The sequence below is a fragment of the Pseudoxanthomonas sp. Root630 genome, from assembly GCF_001427585.1.
GTDB lineage: Bacteria > Pseudomonadota > Gammaproteobacteria > Xanthomonadales > Xanthomonadaceae > Pseudoxanthomonas_A.
Genome location: NZ_LMGY01000012.1, coordinates 554,374 through 571,522, shown reverse-complemented (window position 1 = coordinate 571,522; position 17,149 = coordinate 554,374). Strand labels below are relative to the sequence as shown.

Below are 17,149 nucleotides of genomic sequence, written 5' to 3'. Positions count from 1 at the left end.
ACTTCGGCATGCACATCCTACGGTTCGATGCCGACGAACTCCACATGCACGTTGGATGTCACATTCGAGGCGGCAAGAGTGACATACACCAGTCCATCCTTGGCTCCGACGGGAGGGGCGAGGAACATCGCGTAGTCCTTCCCTCCCTCCCCCACATCGACCACCTGAATGGCGGCGGATAGAAACCTGTCGGATTCCGCCATCCAGTTGACCTGCAATCTTGCCTGGACCGGGCGGCCTGAAAGGCTGCTCATCCGGTAGACAAGACGACGACCTTCAAGCTGCTGGACCGGCACCCTCAGGAACCCGTCCGCATCCGCCGTCAGGTACAACTCGCCGGTGGCCTCCGTGGCCAGTCCACGCAGCGTCCATTCCTGCCACGCACCGTCCCCTCCCAACCTGTGCAACGCTGTCAACGGCGGCACATCAGCGGTCGTCGCCGAACGGAGTTCACGCTGCGTCATGAACGCATAGCTTCCCGATCCGACGGCCTTCACGCCGAAATCCGGCTCCAGGCCGAGCTGCGCTTTGGCGTCATCCACGGCACGAAATACATGGACGCCTTCCGGCAGATTGATCCGACTGAACTGGACGCCCGGTGTCGTAGACAGGCCCGGGCCAAACCCGCCACCTCCCAACATCCAGCTGACATCAGGCTCACGCTCACCGATGAGTAGCCCGACCGCTCCTGGGGCCTTCACGTGGTTAAGCGCCAGCGAGAGATCGCGTGCCTGACTTGAGGCGACGATGTTGTAGATCTTCTCGGGGCTTCCGTACTGCAGGAACGCAACGTTGGCGACCAGCATCGTGCCGAGCATGACCAGACGCACCCATGCGGTGCCGTGGGTCGCCACCATGACCGCAAAAAGCACGAATGCCGGGAAAAGCCAGCGCGCTTCCTGCCGCCCCGTGCCCGGAAGGCAGGCAATCATGAGCAGGGCCAACATCGAAACGAACAGATAAAGGCTCAGGTCTGAGCACTTTCTGCGTCGTACCGCATCAACTGACCACCCTAACAATGCTACTCCCGTTATCGCCACCAACCATGTGGACAAAGGTTCGGCTGGAAGCTTGGCGAAAAACCAGCTATGGCCTTGGCTGGTAGCGAGAAACAGGTTGCCCAGATAGATTCCCGCAGCCTTCAGCGTGTCGTGTCCCAGCGTTACAGATAGGCCGGCGGTGCCGGTGGACAAGGAGACGACGGAGATCATCTTGCTCAACGCAACAAACGCGAGCGGCCCCAGTCCTCCCAGGATGACACCCCAGGCCATGCCCTCGGGCCTACGACGCAGCAACCCCATCAGCCCGATCACGCCACCCACGGCCAAGACGGCCGCCACGTACCGCTCATGCGAAAAGATCGCGGCAGCGAACAGTGCCAGCGCAAGGAGACCTGGCTTCATCCGTGCCTGTTCCAGGAAGTGCGCCCTAGTCAGGACCACCAGGCCGAAGAGAAAGAATGCGAGTGAAGAGAACTCGATGATCGACGCCACGTAGTCGAACGGCAGCATTGCGCCAAATCTGCAGGTCACGATGACGAGCACAAGGACGATCTGCAGGAGAAAGGCTTTGCGATCGCGCCATTGCACCAGGACGCAAGCCGCCGCCAGCGTCGCCGCAAGGAACGCCGCCGAGATGAGCATGGGCGTGAAGCGGGATAGATCGGCGGTGGAAATGAGTGCCCACCAGCCATTGAAGAGCAGCCGAGGCTTGTAGGAGTTCAGCTTGGCGAAGGTTTCCAGGAAACCACCCCCAGAAGAATCGGCCATCGCGAAATTGAACAGCTCGTCCCCGAAGTAGTACGGATGGAATACGAGCAGATGGACCGTCGTCGACGTCAACATTGCGACTGCGAACAGCTTCCACCACCCAGTGCCGACCGGAAGGGGCGCATCGCTCGAACCTATCGTTTCAACTCTGTCCACTTTGCGTTCCTTTGTACGGTCGTTCCAGTCGGGGAATCCGGTCGTCGTGTCGACGCGACACCTGCATGGCGATGACGCGCGGGGCACGATCGATCGCTCAAACCCTTCGGCCCCACGAAGAGAGCCTTTCGATGACGGGCGCCAAATCGTCTGCGGTGACCAGCATCGCGGTCTCCACACCAGCCCGCCTTGCGGCTTCGATGTCGCTTTCCTTGTCGCCCACCATCGCCGATCCGGCAAGGTCGATATCCAGCCGCTGAGCCGCGGCCAACAACATTCCGGGTTGCGGCTTGCGGCAAGCGCATTCGCACCGGAGCTCGCTCACGCCTGCGCTAGGATGGTGCGGACAAAAATAGGTTGCCGCTATTGGCGATCCTCGCCTCCGGAACTCGGCATGGACCCAAGCGGTATATGCCAGGAAAGCAGTCTCATCGTAGTAACCGCGCGCGATCCCCGCCTGGTTGGTGACAATGACGGGAAGCAGGCCGATCTCCCTGGCTTGCGCCACCAGTTCGAAGATGCCCGGCATCCAGTCAGTCTGCGCAGCCGTGTGCACATAACCATGGTCAACATTGATGACGCCGTCGCGATCGAGAAACAATGCGCGTCTCGGCGCGGGCTCTGACGGCCACAGCTTCGAACCCGGATCGAGGTAGGGAGGGCGTATCGTCGTATGCATCATCAGCGCGCGAACAGGATTTGCGCCCGCTGGAAATCGTCGGGCACCCCGATGTCGATGAATCGACCCTCGAACTGCAATCCCGCCACTTCGCCATCCGATACCGCGGGCGCCAGCACGTCGGATTCGAAAGAGGATGCGCCCGACGGCAAACCCGCCAAGGCCTGCGGACCGAGGTAATAGCAACCCGCGTTGATCCAACCTTGGCCGACGCCACCTTTTTCGCTGAAGCCGACAACATGGCCGCCCCGCAATCGCGCCGCACCATAACGCCCGACATCCGCTACCCGCGCCAAGGCCACCCCAAGCGTCGCTCCAGATGAGTGCGTGTGGCGCTGCAGCGAGCCGGGCTCATAGTCCAGAAAGCTGTCGCCATTCAGCACATGGGCCGCCTCGCCCACCAAACTTTCCCTGGCCAAGGCAATGGCACCGCCGGTGCCTAGCGGCTCCGGCTCCACCGAATACGCCACGTCCATGGATCGCCACCGCCGCCCTATGACAGCCTCGACCTGCTCGGCCCGATACCCCGCCGCCAGAATCACTCGACGCATCCCATGATCGGAGAGCGCGTCCAACACCCAGGCCAGAAAGGGCCGGCCAGCCACCGGAGCGAGTGGCTTGGGAACATCGCTCACCAGCGTCCGCAGGCGCGTACCCAACCCGCCCACCAGAATGATCGCTTCCTCAGCCAGCTGCACGCGGATACATCCCGGCTTCGATAAGGGCGCACAAGAGATGCCCGATGAACTCGTGGCCTTCTTGTATGCGCGGCGTCTCGTCCGATGGAATGCAGAAGCAAAGGTCGCTCAAGGGCGCCAGCTTGCCACCGCTCTGGCCGGTGAATCCGATCACCAGGATTCCACGATCCTTCGCTGCTTGAGCGGCACGCAGGATGTTCGGTGAGTTTCCGGATGTCGAGATCACGACAAGGACGTCACCCCGGCGACCCAGGGCTTCCACCTGCCGGGCGAAGGTGTAGTCATAGCCGTAGTCGTTCCCGATCGCGGTCAGGATGCTGGTATCGGTCGTCAAGGCGATCGCAGGCAACCCTGGTCGGTCGTAGTAGAAGCGGCTGACCAACTCCCCTGCCCAATGCTGCGCATCGGCGGCGCTGCCACCGTTGCCTGCGAACAGGATCTTTCCCTCGCTCTTCAGCGAGGCGAGGCACATGTCCACTGCGCGCGCGATCTGTTCCTTCAATGCCTCGTCAGACGCCATGCGATTGAAGTTCGCGAGCGTCTTCGAGAACTCCGCATCGATGAATTGCCTCATGCCACTCTCCAGGAAATCGCGCCTTCAGCCGAGAACCGCGAATCGTAAACCCTTCCACCCGCGCCAGACAGCGCGCGGACCAGTCGCATCCGGTCTGCGGGATCGCAGACGAACATCATGAAACCACCGCCGCCAGCGCCGGACACCTTCGTCGCCAACGCGCCATGAGCGAAACCCAGCGCTTCGAGAGCATCGATATCCGGATTGGAGATGCTTCGCGCCATTCGCTTCTTCGCTTCCCATCCGGATTGCATGACGCTGGCAAATCGTCGGATGTCGCCAAGCAACAACGCCTCCTTCATCTGCGCCGCTTCTTCCTTGAGCCGGAACATCGCTTCCACCGAATCGGTGTTTCCTTCCACGACATTGCGTGCCTGTTCGTCGATGATGCGGGCGGACTCCCGGGAGACGCCGGTGAAGTAGAGGACCAGACTGGCCTCGAGCTCCGCCCAGACCCAATCCTTGATCCGCAATGGATTGACGACTACACGGTTCCCGCCGTAGAACTCCATGAAATTGAAGCCGCCGAAAGCGGCGGCGTACTGATCCTGCTTGCCGCCGGACAAGCCCAGGTCGTGCCGCTCGATCTCGTAGGCCAGTTGCGCCACGTCGTACTCGCCCAGGGCCAGCGAAAAGTACTCCGCGAATGCGGTGATCAGCGCCACGACCATGGTGGACGACGAACCCAGGCCGGAGCCCGGCGGCGCATCGGAATGCGTGCGCACACGGATCGCGGGATACCTTCCCTGCAGGAACTGCTTGCAGATCCGGGCGTACACGCCCTTCATGAGCTGCAGCCCCCCCAACTCGCCCTGAAGGGGGCCTGCGGGGATGCGCTCCACGATACCTGCATCGGTGGCGTGCAGTTCGACGTCCGGACCAGGCGACTCGTCGATGGTGACATAGGCGAACTTGTCGATGGTGACGTTCATGACCTGGCCACCATGCAGGTCACTGAACGGCGAAACGTCCGTCCCGCCCCCTGCCAGGCCAAGGCGCAATGGCGCTCGTGCGCGGACAATCATTTCTGCAGTTCCTCAAGCCCTAGAATCTCGCGCATCTGGCTGCGCATGCTGCTTTTCGAGAAGCGATCGTTGACATACGCACGCCCGCGCTCGGAACAGGCGAGCCACCGCTGGTCCTCCCGCATCAGGCGCACGATCGCGTTGGCTAGGTCCTCTGCACGGGTGGCGACCTCGCAGATTCCCTCCGACTCGAGCAACCCCTGCATGCCGGTCGGCGTGGTGACCAATGGCAACCCCTGGTGGAACGCCTCGACCACTTTGCTCTTGATGCCAGCGCCATAGCGCAACGGCACTACGGCGACCCGCGCGCTAGCGTAGTGATCGGCCAGCGCATCATCGTCTACGTAACCCGTAACGGCGACCCTGTCGCTCTGCAACGCCTTGACCTCGGTCGTCGGATTGGCCCCGACCAGGAATACCTGCACGTCCGGGATTTCCGCCCACACCAGCGGCATGATGTCGTCCATCAAATGGAAGGCGGCGTCGACGTTGGGCGGGTGTCCGAACCCCGCGACGAAGAGGATGCCGCGCCGATGCGACGGGCCTGCGGTCTCGCGTGCGGGCTCGTAAGCGTACGGTGTGATTGCCCGCGCCGTGGTGGAGGGCTCCAATATCGCCACTTCCTGCGCCTCCTCGTGGGAGGGATAGAGCACGATGTCGGAGCGCTTCCAGATCGAGCGTTCCAGTTGTTCCATCCTGGCCGCCTGCTCAGCCAAGCCCTCTTGCCGCATGACGTCGGCCTCGCGCTGCAGCCGCCGGAAATGCAGGTCGTGTCCGTAGTAGACGATCTTCGCTGCGCTGTTGGCGCGTATCGGATCGAGATACGGGCCGGATATATGCGGCCGCGACATGATGACGAAATCGATGAGCGCGCCGCACTCGGCCATGTAGCGATCGAACCCGGCGTAACGCCTCTCGCCATGGATGACCTCGACGCCCTTTCGCTCCAGCTGGGGCGCATAGACTTCGTCGTACCAGAGGTTGTCCGGCCAGAACTTCACCACCAGACCGAGCTCGCGCAGACTTTCGATGAAAGCCACCATGGTTCGCGACCCGGCGTCACGATCGGGTTGCGGTACGTAGTGATCGACGATCAGGACGACCTTCTTCTGCCATGCGCGCTCGCGGGCCTTGAAGACATCGACGCCGTTCGGATAGTGCTGGGAGAGTTCATCGAACCAGCGCGCGACGAACTTCTTCTGGTTGAGGACCTGATACGCCTTGATCCCGCCACCGGTATCGGTTCCATGCGAGATACCCTCGTGGTGGACAACCACGGAAAGGGGAGCGTAATAGGTCTGCAGTCCCAGGCTCCGCAGGCGGAAGCAGAGATCCGAGTCCTCGCAGTACGCGGGGACGAAGTACTCGTCGAACCCACCGAGCTTCCGGAAATCCTCGGTGCGCACGAGGATGCTCGCACCGGAACAGTAGTCGACGGGACGCACGTAGTTGAACTCATGGTCGGCCGGATTCTGCAGCCGCCCGTAGTTCCAGGCGGAGCCGTCACGCCAGAGGATGCCACCGGCTTCCTGCAGCCTTCCGTCAGGATAGATCAGCTTGGACCCGACCAGTCCGGCGTCGGGGAAGGTATCGAAGACGTCGAGCAGCGCCGCAAGCCAGCCGCGAGTCACCTCGGTATCGTTGTTGAGGAAGCATACGAACGTGCCGCGGGCCAAGGACGCTGCCGCATTGCACGACCTGATGAAACCAAGGTTCTGTTCATGCGCGACGTAGCGCAGCCCCGGCACCGGCGCAAGCAGCTCCATCTCGTCGTCTCCGGAGGCGTCTTCCGCGACGATGACTTCGTATGTAACGCCATGGGTGTGCTCGCTGATGGACTTCAGGCACGCCAGCGTGTAATCCAGGTTCCCGTAGGCTGGAATGATGATGCTCACCGTCGGATCCGGGTGAACTTCGAAGCTCAACCTGGACAACGTGGTGCCCCGGTCAGAGACGACCGCATCAAGCCCCATGGGTCCGCGCACCGCGACCTCGGCGGCCGCACGGGTAAGGAGCCATCGCTTGGCAGGTCCCCGCAAGGGCGCCAGCAGGGGATTTGCCGCGATGGACGATCTGCGCAAGGAGTTGGCGATGGCACGCCAATCGCCGCGCATCAGCCTTCCTACCAAACGCAATGGCTTGGTCCAGCGCCAGGAGCGGGACTGCAGGATCGTCTCCATCTCGCCCCGCAACTTGGCCATTTCCCTGCCGTGCGCCTCGAACGCCTCCGCACGCTTGCGTTGGAAGTCGTCGCTCAGAAGCGACACCGCCTCCGAGGCCTTTTTCCCTGCCTCATGGGAGGCTTCAAGCTCGATCTTCATCCTGTCCAGGTCTTTTGCATGCCCCTTCTCGGCCGCAAGCAAGGTAGCTTCGCTCGTCTCGAGTGCAAGGCCATGTTCGCGCGCGCCGGCAAGCTCACGCTGCAACGTACCGATCATCTCGCGCGCCTGATCAAGCGACCGCAGTGAATCGCTTAATTCGTTGTCCAGCGACAATGCCCAACGTGATCGCTCCTCGAACTCTTCGGTCAATCGGCCCAGGCTCGCCCGCGTCTGCTCGAGTTCGGCATTCAGGTCCTGCGCCCACTGCTTGCTCTTCGCCCCATCCTCCTGCTCTTCCCGCAACAGTTGACCAAGGCGGTCGACCTCGCCCTCCAGCGATTGCGCCCACTTGGCGATCCCCCGCTGCTCTTCGAACAGATCATCCACCTCCGAGAACAGTACGGAGGCCCGGATGGCCGGGAGCTCCCGCATGCTGGCCAGCGCAATGAAGTAGACGGGTTGCGGTAGTTGCGGGATACGTGCCGGAACGCGGTCACCTTCATCCGTCATCACGTCGATCGATCGACCCCCCATCGACGTTTCGATGGGCAGGACCGCCGAGCCGGTCGTGAGGCGCTGCCCCAGGTACGCGACGTTGTCGAACCTGGATCTCAACAGCGCATCGAGTTCCTCGAAATACAGCTCTTTGACGTGGAACTCGTTGTGATGGCCCGCCAGGTCGCTGTAGACCTTCTTGTTGGGCGAAGAGATGATCAACAATCCATCGGGCGCCAGGACCCGCTTGATGCCATCCAGCATCGCTTCCTGGGCGACCAGGTGTTCGATGGTCTCGAAGGACACGACGACATCGAATGCGGCGTCCGGCAGTTCCAGCGCAGCAGCATCGCCCAGCATGAACTCCAGGGTGGCGCGCCCGTAGTTGCGGGTCGCATGTGCGACGGCGTCAGGGGACACGTCGACACCGACGACCGAAGCAGCAACTTCGGCCAGCATCATGCTGCCATAGCCCTCGCCACACGCTACATCGAGCACCCGTTTGCCTGCCGCAAACTCACGAGCCCAGGCGTAACGATGGATGTGCTCCTGCCTGATCTCGCCGCTTTCGCTCGGAACGAAACGCTCACCCGTGAACTTCACTGTCCACCCCCTTGGCGACGCGGATGTCCAGCATCGGTATGCCGACCAAGCCGTACCTCATGGTGCGGTCAAGGGCCTTGATCTCCACCGCATCATGCACCCAGTGGTGCTGGGTATGATCGTCCTGCGTGCCGCTCGCGATCGCAACGTCCACCAAATACGATCCCATCGGCATCCGAGGCATGCGGAATCTGAATTCCGCCTCCATCACCTCGCCGGCTGGCCCAGTGATCGATGCGTCGATCGTGGACAGGTAAGTGTTGTCGCCGAACAGGCGCTGGCCCAGTCGATCCTTCACGTAGAAGCCGAATATCAGACCCTCCAGGTCGCGCTCCATGCGCGCCGAAATCCGCAGGCGAACGACCTCGCCGCCCTCGGTCAGGGACAGAGGACTTCCTGCGTCGTCATACAGGCCAACGCCGATGATCTTCGCCATCCCCGACCCGAACTCCAGGCCTGCCTCGTCAGGATCGAACTCGTAGATCGACATCCGGCCCGACTGGCCGAGCTCGCGCTGCTGCGACGCGCGGAAATCGGGAGCGAGCGCATCTGCAGGCTCACGGACACTCGAGACGCTGACTTCAACGCCCGTCGTGTCTCGCCGATCCGCCGCATGCTGCTGGGCAAGATACGCTTCAACCACTTCCTTCGCGTTCCCCTGCAACTTCATCTCGCCCGAATCAAGCCAAAGGGCCTTGTCGCACAAACTGGTCACAGCGGCCGCGTCGTGGCTGACGAAAAGCAGGGTCCCGACCTTCTTGAACTCCCGCAGGAAGCGCATGCATTTCTGTGCGAAGAAGACGTCGCCCACCGAGAGCGCCTCGTCGACGATCAGTACATCGGCATCCACATGGGCGATGACCGCGAACGCAAGCCTGACCGACATGCCGCTGGAGTAGCTCCTGACGGGCTGGTCGACGAACTCGCCGATGCCGGCGAAGGCAAGGATGCTATCCAATCGTTCGTCTATCTCACGCCGGGTCAGGCCCAGGATCGTGGCATTGAGATACACGTTCTCGCGACCGGTGAAATCCGGATTGAATCCACTCCCCAGTTCCAGCAAGGCGGCCACGCGCCCCTGGACGGCGACCTCGCCGTTCGTAGGCTGCAGGGTGCCGGCAATGATCTGCAGCAGCGTCGACTTGCCGGACCCGTTCCGCCCGATGATGCCGAACGTCTCGCCGCGCCGGACATCCAGGCGGACGTCCTTCAACGCCCAGAATTCGGACGCACTGCTCTTGCCGCCACCGAAGATGGCATGCAGCAATCGCTCGGATGGCTTGCGATACATCCGATACGACTTGCCGACGTGCGAGACCCGGATCGCGACCTCGTCGTTGGGACCTGTCGAGACGGGACCTTCAGAGGACATCGGCGAACCCCCGGCGCAACCTGTCGAAGACCCGATAGGAGACCCACGCGAAGATCAGCACGCCCACGCCATAGACCACCAGCGCACCCCAGTTGGGCGTACGGCCCCAGATCACCACTTCACGCACCTGATCGATGATCAACGTGAGTGGGTTGAGGTGAAACACCCAACGATAGCTCTCGGGCACGGAATCCACCGGAACGATCGCCGACGACAGGAAAAGCATCGCTGCGGCCAGCACGCCGACGAACTGACCCACATCGCGGAAGTACACCGCAAGCGCCGAAACCAGCCATGAAACAGCGACCGCCAGAGCGAGCATCGGCAGCATGACCAGCGGCAGCAGCGCGACAGTCCAGTAGATTTCTCCGTGCCACACCCACTTGAGCAACAACAGGACCAGCAGATTCATGGACAGATGGAAGGCAGCCGAGAGCATCATGCTCCAGGACAGCATCTGCAGAGGAAACACGACTCTCTTGACGTAGTTCACGTTCGAGAGAATCAGTTGCGGCGCACGGGTCAGGCATTCGGCGAAGAAGCCATGCACCGACAGTCCCGCGAAAAGAATGAGAGCGAAGTCCTGCGTGGATCCACTGGTCCCCGGCCACCTGCTCTTGAGAATGAACCCGAACGCGAGCGTGTACACCATCAGCATCAGAAAAGGGCTGATCAACGACCAGAGGACGCCGAAGCTCGCGCCTCGATAGCGGCCCAGAACGTCGCGCTTGGTTAGTTCCCAGACCAAGGATCGCTGGCGCGAATCCAACGGCAGCATGCTCACCCGTGTTCACCCACTGCGAACTCGAGTGCGCGAGAGAGATCGCCCTTCAAGTCGGCTACCGCCTCGACTCCCACACTCAACCGCACCAGCCCTTCACTGATTCCCAGCTTCTCCCGGCGCTCCACCGGCACCGAGGCATGGGTCATCACGGCGGGGTGGTTGACCAGGCTCTCGACGCCGCCGAGCGATTCGGCCAGGGTGAACAGCGCGGTGTTCTCGCAGAACTTGCGCGCGGCGTCGAAGCCGCCCTTGACCACGATGGAGATGATGCCGCCGTAGCCCTGCATCTGCCGGGTGGCAAGTGCGTGCTGCGGGTGGGAGGCCAGGCCGGGATAGATGACCTTCTCGATGGCGGGATGCGTTTCCAGCCATTGCGCCAGCGCGAGGGCGTTCTCGCAGTGGGCCTTCATGCGCAGGTGCAGGGTCTTCAGGCCACGCAGGGCCAGGAAGCTGTCGAACGGTCCTTGCACGGCGCCGATCGAGTTCTGCAGGAACGCCATCTGCTCGGCCAGTTCCACGTCGTCGCCCACGACCACCATGCCGCCGACCATGTCGGAATGGCCGTTGAGGTACTTGGTGGCGGAATGCATGACGATGTCGGCGCCCAGCTGCAGCGGGCGCTGCAGGATGGGCGAAGCGAAGGTGTTGTCGACGACCACGCGCAGGCCGCGCTTGTGCGCGATCTCGCAGATGGCGGCGATGTCGACGATCTTCAGCATCGGATTGGTCGGGGTTTCCACCCACACTAGTCGCGTTTCCGGCCGGATCGAGGACTCGAACGCCGCCAGGTCGGTCATGTCGACGAAACTGAAGTCCAGCGCCGCCGTGCGCCTGCGTACCCGTTCGAACAAGCGGAAGCTGCCGCCATACAGGTCGTCCATCGCGACCACATGGCTGCCGCTGTCCAGCAGTTCCAGGATCGTCGAGGTCGCCGCCATGCCCGATGCGAAGGCGAAGCCGCGGGTGCCTCCTTCGAGCGCCGCCACGCAACGCTCATAGGCGAAGCGCGTGGGATTGTGCGTGCGGGAGTATTCGAAACCCTGATGCACGCCCGGGCTGCTCTGCGCGTACGTCGAGGTCGCGTAGATCGGCGGCATGACCGCGCCGGTGGTGGGGTCCGGGGATTGTCCGCCGTGGATGGCCAGCGTGCCCAGGGCGAGATCGCCGGCGTCCCCGCCGGAAGGAGATGAATGGTGCGCCATGTTCGGGTTCCTTGGATCAGCCCGCCATTTTACCAGCGGGTCCTTAACGTATCGTCCTTGTCCGGCCGCCCTCCCCCGTGGACGGCCGGGCGTCGCCGCCTACTGTGCGCGGCGTCGCAGATAGTTCAGCAGGTCGATGCGGGTGATCAGGCCCAGGAAGGCATCGCCATCCGTGATGATGGCCACCTGCCCGCGGTCGAACACCGGCAGCAACGCCTCGATGGGCGAGCGCACGTCCAGGCGGTCAAGCTTGCTGACCATCGCGGTGGAGACGGGGTCGCGGAAACGCGCTTCGTCGCCATACACATGCAGCAGTACGTCGCTTTCGTCGACGATGCCGACCAGCCTGTCGCCTTCCATCACCGGCAGCTGCGAGACGTCGTACAGCTTCATGCGCTGGTAGGCGGTCGTGAGCAGATCGGTGGGGCTGACCACGACGGTGTCCCGCTGGCTGTACGGCCGCAGGATGAGGTCGCGCAGGTCGCCGTACTGGGGCCGGTGGATGAAGCCGTTGTCCAGCATCCAGTAATCGTTGTACATCTTGGACAGGTACTTGTTGCCGGTGTCGCAAACGAAGACCAGCACCTTCTTCGGTTCGGTCTGCTCACGGCAGTACTTCAGCGCGGCGGCCAGCAGCGTGCCCGTCGAGGAACCGCCGAGGATGCCCTCCTTCGCCAGCAGTTCGCGGGCGGTATGGAAGCTCTCGCCGTCGCTGATGGCATAGGCCTTCTTGACCCGCGTGAAGTCCGAGATCTGCGGCAGGAAATCCTCGCCGATACCCTCCACCAGCCAACTGCCCGACTTCGTGCTGAGCGTGCCTTCGTTGATGTACTGGGTGAGGATGGAGCCGACGGGGTCGGCCAACACCATCTCGGTCCGCGGTGAATGTTCGGCGAAGCAGCGCGAGAGGCCGGTCATCGTGCCGGAGCTGCCGCAGCCGAAGACGATGGCATCCAGCTGGCCGTCCATCTGGCGCAGGATCTCCGGACCGGTGCCGAACTCGTGCGCGGCCGGGTTGTCCGGGTTGCCGAACTGATTGATGAAGTAGGCACCCGGCGTTTCGCGCGCGATCCGCTCTGCCAGGTCCTGGTAGTACTCGGGGTGTCCCTTCGCCACATCGGAGCGGGTCAGGATGACCTCCGCGCCCATGGCTTTCAGGTTGAAGATCTTTTCCCGGCTCATCTTGTCCGGGACGACCAGCATCAGCTTGTAGCCTTTCTGCTGGGCGACCAGCGCCAGCCCGATGCCCGTGTTGCCGGCCGTACCCTCGACCAGGGTCGCGCCAGGCTTCAGGTCGCCGCGCTTCTCGGCGGCTTCGATCATCGACATGCCGATGCGGTCCTTGATGGACCCGCCGGGGTTGGCGCTCTCGAGCTTCAGGTAGAGGGTGCAGAGCCCGGTGTCGAGGCGCTTGGCCTGGACGATCGGCGTGTCGCCGATCAGCTCGAGTACGGAGGAGTGGATCGCCATGCGGCCGTGCATCCGGTGCGGAACGTGGCCCGGATTATCGCACTAGGGTGACGCGGACGGCGACGGCCGACGAGGAGGCCGCCGCCGCCCGCGACGAGAAAGCTCGGGGGAGGCGTCAGTGGGGTTTGGCGTCGTAGATCCGGAGCAATCGCTCCTTGGCGTGCAGCTTCTCGCGCTTCATCTGACCGAGCAGATTGTCATCGATGGGCAGGACGCCCAGTTCGGCGTCGGTGACCTTCTTGTCCAGCTCGCGATGGCGCTGGTAAAGCTGTTTGAACTCCGGATCGGCCTTGATGAGTGCATCGATTTCGGCCTGCGGTTGACCTTCGAACATGGTGTTACCTCCTTCAGCAGAAATACGAACGCCCCGGCCTTCACAGGCACGGGGCGTTGGCTTGGGAGCGGAGCTGCTGACCGGTAACGCGGGCACCTCCCACCGGAAGGCCCGCGACAGCCTGGCTGCCGGTGGCGGTTTCCTGCGGGATCGGGACGGGCGTCATCGGGGCGATTCTCCGGTGAGCCAAGCGACGGGGGTCGCTTGGGTATACGACCCTACTCCTCGCCCCGAGCCCCGGCAACCCCATGTGTAAGTGGTTGATTCACCGCGTCTTGCGTGATCGCGCGCGCTTCACACGCAGCGCCTCGCACAACCTTGGTCATCGTGCAAATAGCTGATTAAAAAAGAAAAATCAGTGCGTGATGACGACTTCCAGGGCACGCGCCTTGGTGCCGGCCCCCTTGGCGGCGCTCTGCAGACGGTTTCGCTGCACGCCACCCGCCGCCAGGGCATCCCGCAGGGCATCCGCGCGGCGCTGGCCCGGCGTCTGCTTGTCGCCGTACCCCTCGATGCGGGCGCGCGCCTTTGGATTGGCCTGCAGGTAGGCCGCGAGCGCGCTCGCCGAGGCATTGCCGCCGCCCGACAGTTTCGCCGACCCGCTCGCAAAGGCATCTGCGCCCAGGGTGAAGACTTCGCCACGGCTTTCGAACTTGGATGCCGGCAGTTTCGCCCCCGAGACCAGCTCGGCCTCTTCGCGCGCCAGCTTCAACTCGCGCTGGCGCGCGGTGCTGAGCCGGCTGGCTTGCTGCCCTGCCACGGTGTCCAGCGTGGTTTCCGCTTCCTGGCGGGCCAGCGCTTCGGCTTCTGCCGCCAACCGCAAGCGCTCGGTCTCCTCGGCCTGGATCTGGGCCTGCACGCGCAAGCGCTCGGCCTCGCGGCGCGCACGCTCCGCTTCGCGGCGGCTGGCTTCCACCAGCAATTCGCTGCGCGTGCGGTCCAGTCGATCCGCCTCGCGGCGCGCGGCCTGCGTGCGTGCGGCGATCTCGGCGATCTCCACGCGGCGCTCGGCCACGTACTGCAAGGTCTCGCGCTGGCTGCGGCGCGCCTTGTCGAACGCGATCACAGCGTGCTGAGCCTGCAGTTTCTCGTAGGCGGCGAATTCCGCCAGGGCGGGATCGGACTGCAGCCGGGCCAGGCGCTGGTTGAGCTGCACCACCACCGGGTTCTCTGCAGCGAAGGCGGTTACCGCGGTCAGGGCGGCAAGCACGAGGCCCAGGGCGAGCGGGACGATCCGGCGCATGCTCATCGACCGCCCTCCCCGAGCTGACGCTGCAGGTCGGCGATTTCCGCGCGACGCTGGCCCACCTCGGCCGTTGCCACCGCTTCCTCGCTGCGGGCGCGCGCCAGGTCGGCGTCCGCCGTGGCGCGCAGGGCGAAATCGAGCGCTTCCTTCTTGTTCCGGGTGGACTGTGCCTGGGCCAGCGACTGGCGGGCGGCGGCCAAGGGCTCCGGGGCGTACTGGTCGGCATCGGCCTGGTCGGCGCGCTGCACGGCTTTCACCGCGGCTTCCAGCTCCGGCGTGGGGACGCTCTGGGCGAAGGCGGGTGCCAGGGCGAGTGCCGCTACTGCGGCGGCCATCACATGCAGGGGCCTGCGGAAGTGTGCGAAGCTAACAGTCATTGGGGTGCCGTGACGTTGAGGGGTACGCGCGGCCATTGTCTGTAGCCTTCGGCGCCGTTGCAACGTGGTGCCGCGCATCGTGGGGAGCTTTGCATATGGACATCGGCTATTTCCTGAAGCTGATGACCGAGAAGAACGCCTCGGACATGTTCCTGACCACGGGGGCGCCGGTCTACATCAAGATCGAGGGCAAGCTGTACCCGCTGGGCAACACCGGCCTGCCGCCCGGCATGGTCAAGAAGATCGCGTACTCGCTGATGGACGAGGGCCAGGTGCCCGTGTTCGAGCGCGAGCTCGAGTTGAACATGGCGATCGCCTTGCAGGATGCCGGACGCTTCCGCGTCAACGTCTTCAAGCAGCGCGGCGAAGTCGGCATGGTCATCCGCGCCATCCGCAGCGTGATCCCCAGCATCGAGGAACTGAACCTTCCTCCGGTGCTGAAGGACATCATCATGACCCCGCGCGGGCTGGTGCTGATCGTCGGCTCCACCGGCTCGGGCAAGTCGACCTCGCTGGCGTCGATGATCGATTACCGCAACACCACCAGCACCGGCCACATCCTCACCATCGAGGATCCGATCGAATACCTGCACCGGCACAAGCAGTCGATCGTGAACCAGCGCGAGGTCGGCCTGGACACCCATGCCTTCCACAACGCGCTCAAGAACGCGATGCGCGAAGCGCCGGACGTCATCCTGATCGGCGAAATCCTGGACGCCACCACGATGGAAGCGGCCATCGCGTTCGCCGAGACCGGCCACCTCTGCCTGGCCACGCTGCACTCGAACAACGCCGACCAGACCATCGAGCGCATCCTCAACTTCTTCCCCGAGAGCGCGCACAAGAACGTGCTGATGAACCTGGCGCTGAACCTGCGCGCGGTGGTCTCCCAGCGCCTGGTGAAGGGTACCGACGGCCGCCGCCTGCCGGCCGCCGAAGTGTTGATCAACACGCCGATGATCCGCGACCTGCTGCGCCGCGGGCAGGTGCACGAGATCAAGGCCGCCATGGAGGAATCGCTGGAGGAAGGCATGGAAACCTTCGACCAGTGCCTGTTCCGGATGGTGAAGGAAGGCCAGATCGAGCAGGAAGAAGCGCTGCGCGCCGCCGATTCGCGCGATGGCCTGGCCCTGAAGTTCCGTTTGTCCGAAGGCAGCAAGGGCGAGCACGACCCGTACGCCGATTACGACAACGGCAGCAGTTCGCCGCGCATCACCCACGGCTTCGGCTGATCGCGGCGACACACTGCGGGATCCACGACCAGGGCAGGGAAACCTGCCCTTTTCATTTCAGGCGGTCGCGTCGGGCTGATTCTCGGGGCGCGCCCGGTCGAACGCAGGCAGCGCGAGGCACGCTTCCTCGATGCGCAGGATCGCCGGGAATGCCGTGATGTCCACGCCGAAGCGGCGCGCATTGAAGACCTGCGGCACCAGGCAGCAGTCGGCGAGACCGGGCGTCTGCCCATGGCAGTAAGGACCGGTAGCGGCGTCCTCCATGAGCAAGGCCTCCATCGCAGTGAAGCCTTCCACGATCCAGTGCTTGATCCAGTCGTCCCGCTCGGCCTGGGGGACATTCCACGTGTGCTCGAAATACTGCAGCACGCGCAGGTTGTTGAGCGGATGGATATCGCACGCCACCATCTGCGCCAGCGCGCGAACCCGGGCGCGGTCGCGCGCCGTCATCGGCAACAGGCGCGGCGACGGCCAGGCCTCATCGAGGTATTCGAGGATCGCCAGCGACTGCCGGATCACCCGCGCGCCATGCTGCAGCGTAGGGACCAGCTGCTGGGGATTCTTGGCGACATACTCCGCCGAGTGCTGCTGGCCCCCATCACGCACCAGGTGCACGGGCACGGTCTCGTACACCAGGCCTTTCAGGTTCAGGCCGATGCGGACGCGGTAGGCGGCGCTTGAGCGCCAGTAGGAATACAGCTTCAGTTGCTCAGCCATGCAAGCCGCTCCCCGCGGTTTGCGCCATCAAGTGCCCGGAATCCACGTCCTTGCCCGCCTCGCTCCTTCGGACAACCACACTGGGCCCGGGCGCG

Annotated in this window: 15 protein-coding genes; 1 reads left to right on the top strand and 14 read right to left on the bottom strand. The window is 63.7% G+C overall.

Annotation, left to right across the window (positions count from 1 at the left end; translation table 11 throughout):
* Positions 1-17 precede the first annotated feature (17 nt).
* The 13 genes from ASD72_RS08685 to ASD72_RS08625 all read right to left on the bottom strand — a co-directional run bounded on the left by ASD72_RS08685 (position 18) and on the right by ASD72_RS08625 (position 15,105).
* Positions 18-1,925 carry a hypothetical protein gene (locus ASD72_RS08685; RefSeq protein ID WP_155944551.1) on the bottom strand — a complete coding sequence of 636 codons (1,908 nt, stop codon included), beginning with the start codon at positions 1,923-1,925 and terminating at the stop codon, positions 18-20.
* Between the two features lie 97 nt (positions 1,926-2,022).
* Positions 2,023-2,607 carry an HAD family hydrolase gene (locus ASD72_RS08680; protein WP_155944550.1) on the bottom strand — a complete coding sequence of 195 codons (585 nt, stop codon included), beginning with the start codon at positions 2,605-2,607 and terminating at the stop codon, positions 2,023-2,025.
* On the bottom strand, positions 2,607-3,302 hold the full coding sequence (locus ASD72_RS08675; RefSeq protein WP_200948853.1) for a nucleotidyltransferase family protein: 696 nt from the start codon (positions 3,300-3,302) through the stop codon (positions 2,607-2,609). The genes ASD72_RS08680 and ASD72_RS08675 overlap by 1 nt, the downstream gene beginning before the upstream one ends.
* On the bottom strand, positions 3,289-3,876 hold the full coding sequence (locus ASD72_RS08670) for a D-sedoheptulose 7-phosphate isomerase (protein ID WP_056879511.1): 588 nt from the start codon (positions 3,874-3,876) through the stop codon (positions 3,289-3,291). The genes ASD72_RS08675 and ASD72_RS08670 overlap by 14 nt, the downstream gene beginning before the upstream one ends.
* Positions 3,873-4,808 (bottom strand): dehydrogenase, encoded by a 936-nt coding sequence (locus ASD72_RS08665; RefSeq protein ID WP_235577976.1) that lies wholly within the window; start codon positions 4,806-4,808, stop codon positions 3,873-3,875. The genes ASD72_RS08670 and ASD72_RS08665 overlap by 4 nt, the downstream gene beginning before the upstream one ends.
* Positions 4,809-4,897: 89 nt before the next feature.
* On the bottom strand, positions 4,898-8,320 hold the full coding sequence (locus ASD72_RS08660; protein ID WP_056879509.1) for a glycosyltransferase: 3,423 nt from the start codon (positions 8,318-8,320) through the stop codon (positions 4,898-4,900).
* A complete protein-coding gene (locus tag ASD72_RS08655; RefSeq protein WP_056879508.1) occupies positions 8,304-9,692 on the bottom strand; it encodes an ABC transporter ATP-binding protein in 1,389 nt (462 codons plus the stop codon). The genes ASD72_RS08660 and ASD72_RS08655 overlap by 17 nt, the downstream gene beginning before the upstream one ends.
* Entirely contained in the window at positions 9,682-10,470 is a 789-nt protein-coding gene (locus ASD72_RS08650; protein WP_343123679.1) for an ABC transporter permease, read from the bottom strand. The genes ASD72_RS08655 and ASD72_RS08650 overlap by 11 nt, the downstream gene beginning before the upstream one ends.
* Positions 10,471-10,472: 2 nt before the next feature.
* Positions 10,473-11,678, bottom strand: coding sequence for a cystathionine gamma-synthase (locus ASD72_RS08645; protein ID WP_056879506.1), 1,206 nt, complete (start codon positions 11,676-11,678; stop codon positions 10,473-10,475).
* Between the two features lie 99 nt (positions 11,679-11,777).
* Positions 11,778-13,148 (bottom strand): pyridoxal-phosphate dependent enzyme, encoded by a 1,371-nt coding sequence (locus ASD72_RS08640; RefSeq protein WP_056879834.1) that lies wholly within the window; start codon positions 13,146-13,148, stop codon positions 11,778-11,780.
* 115 nt (positions 13,149-13,263) lie between these two features.
* Positions 13,264-13,482, bottom strand: coding sequence for a YdcH family protein (locus ASD72_RS08635; RefSeq protein ID WP_056879505.1), 219 nt, complete (start codon positions 13,480-13,482; stop codon positions 13,264-13,266).
* Positions 13,483-13,837: 355 nt separating this feature from the next.
* On the bottom strand, positions 13,838-14,731 hold the full coding sequence (locus tag ASD72_RS08630) for an OmpA family protein (protein ID WP_056879504.1): 894 nt from the start codon (positions 14,729-14,731) through the stop codon (positions 13,838-13,840).
* Positions 14,728-15,105 carry a DUF4398 domain-containing protein gene (locus tag ASD72_RS08625; protein ID WP_056879503.1) on the bottom strand — a complete coding sequence of 126 codons (378 nt, stop codon included), beginning with the start codon at positions 15,103-15,105 and terminating at the stop codon, positions 14,728-14,730. Before ASD72_RS08625 ends, ASD72_RS08630 begins: the two co-directional genes overlap by 4 nt.
* 95 nt (positions 15,106-15,200) lie before the next feature.
* Between ASD72_RS08625 and ASD72_RS08620 the strand changes: the two genes are divergently transcribed.
* Complete coding sequence (locus ASD72_RS08620; RefSeq protein ID WP_056879502.1) at positions 15,201-16,337, top strand: PilT/PilU family type 4a pilus ATPase; 1,137 nt, start codon at positions 15,201-15,203, stop codon at positions 16,335-16,337.
* Positions 16,338-16,394: 57 nt separating this feature from the next.
* Here ASD72_RS08620 and maiA read toward each other — a convergent pair whose 3' ends face one another.
* Positions 16,395-17,054: a maleylacetoacetate isomerase gene (gene maiA, locus ASD72_RS08615; protein WP_056879501.1), complete on the bottom strand. Its 660-nt coding sequence runs from the start codon at positions 17,052-17,054 to the stop codon at positions 16,395-16,397.
* Between the last annotated feature and the right edge of the window lie 95 nt (positions 17,055-17,149).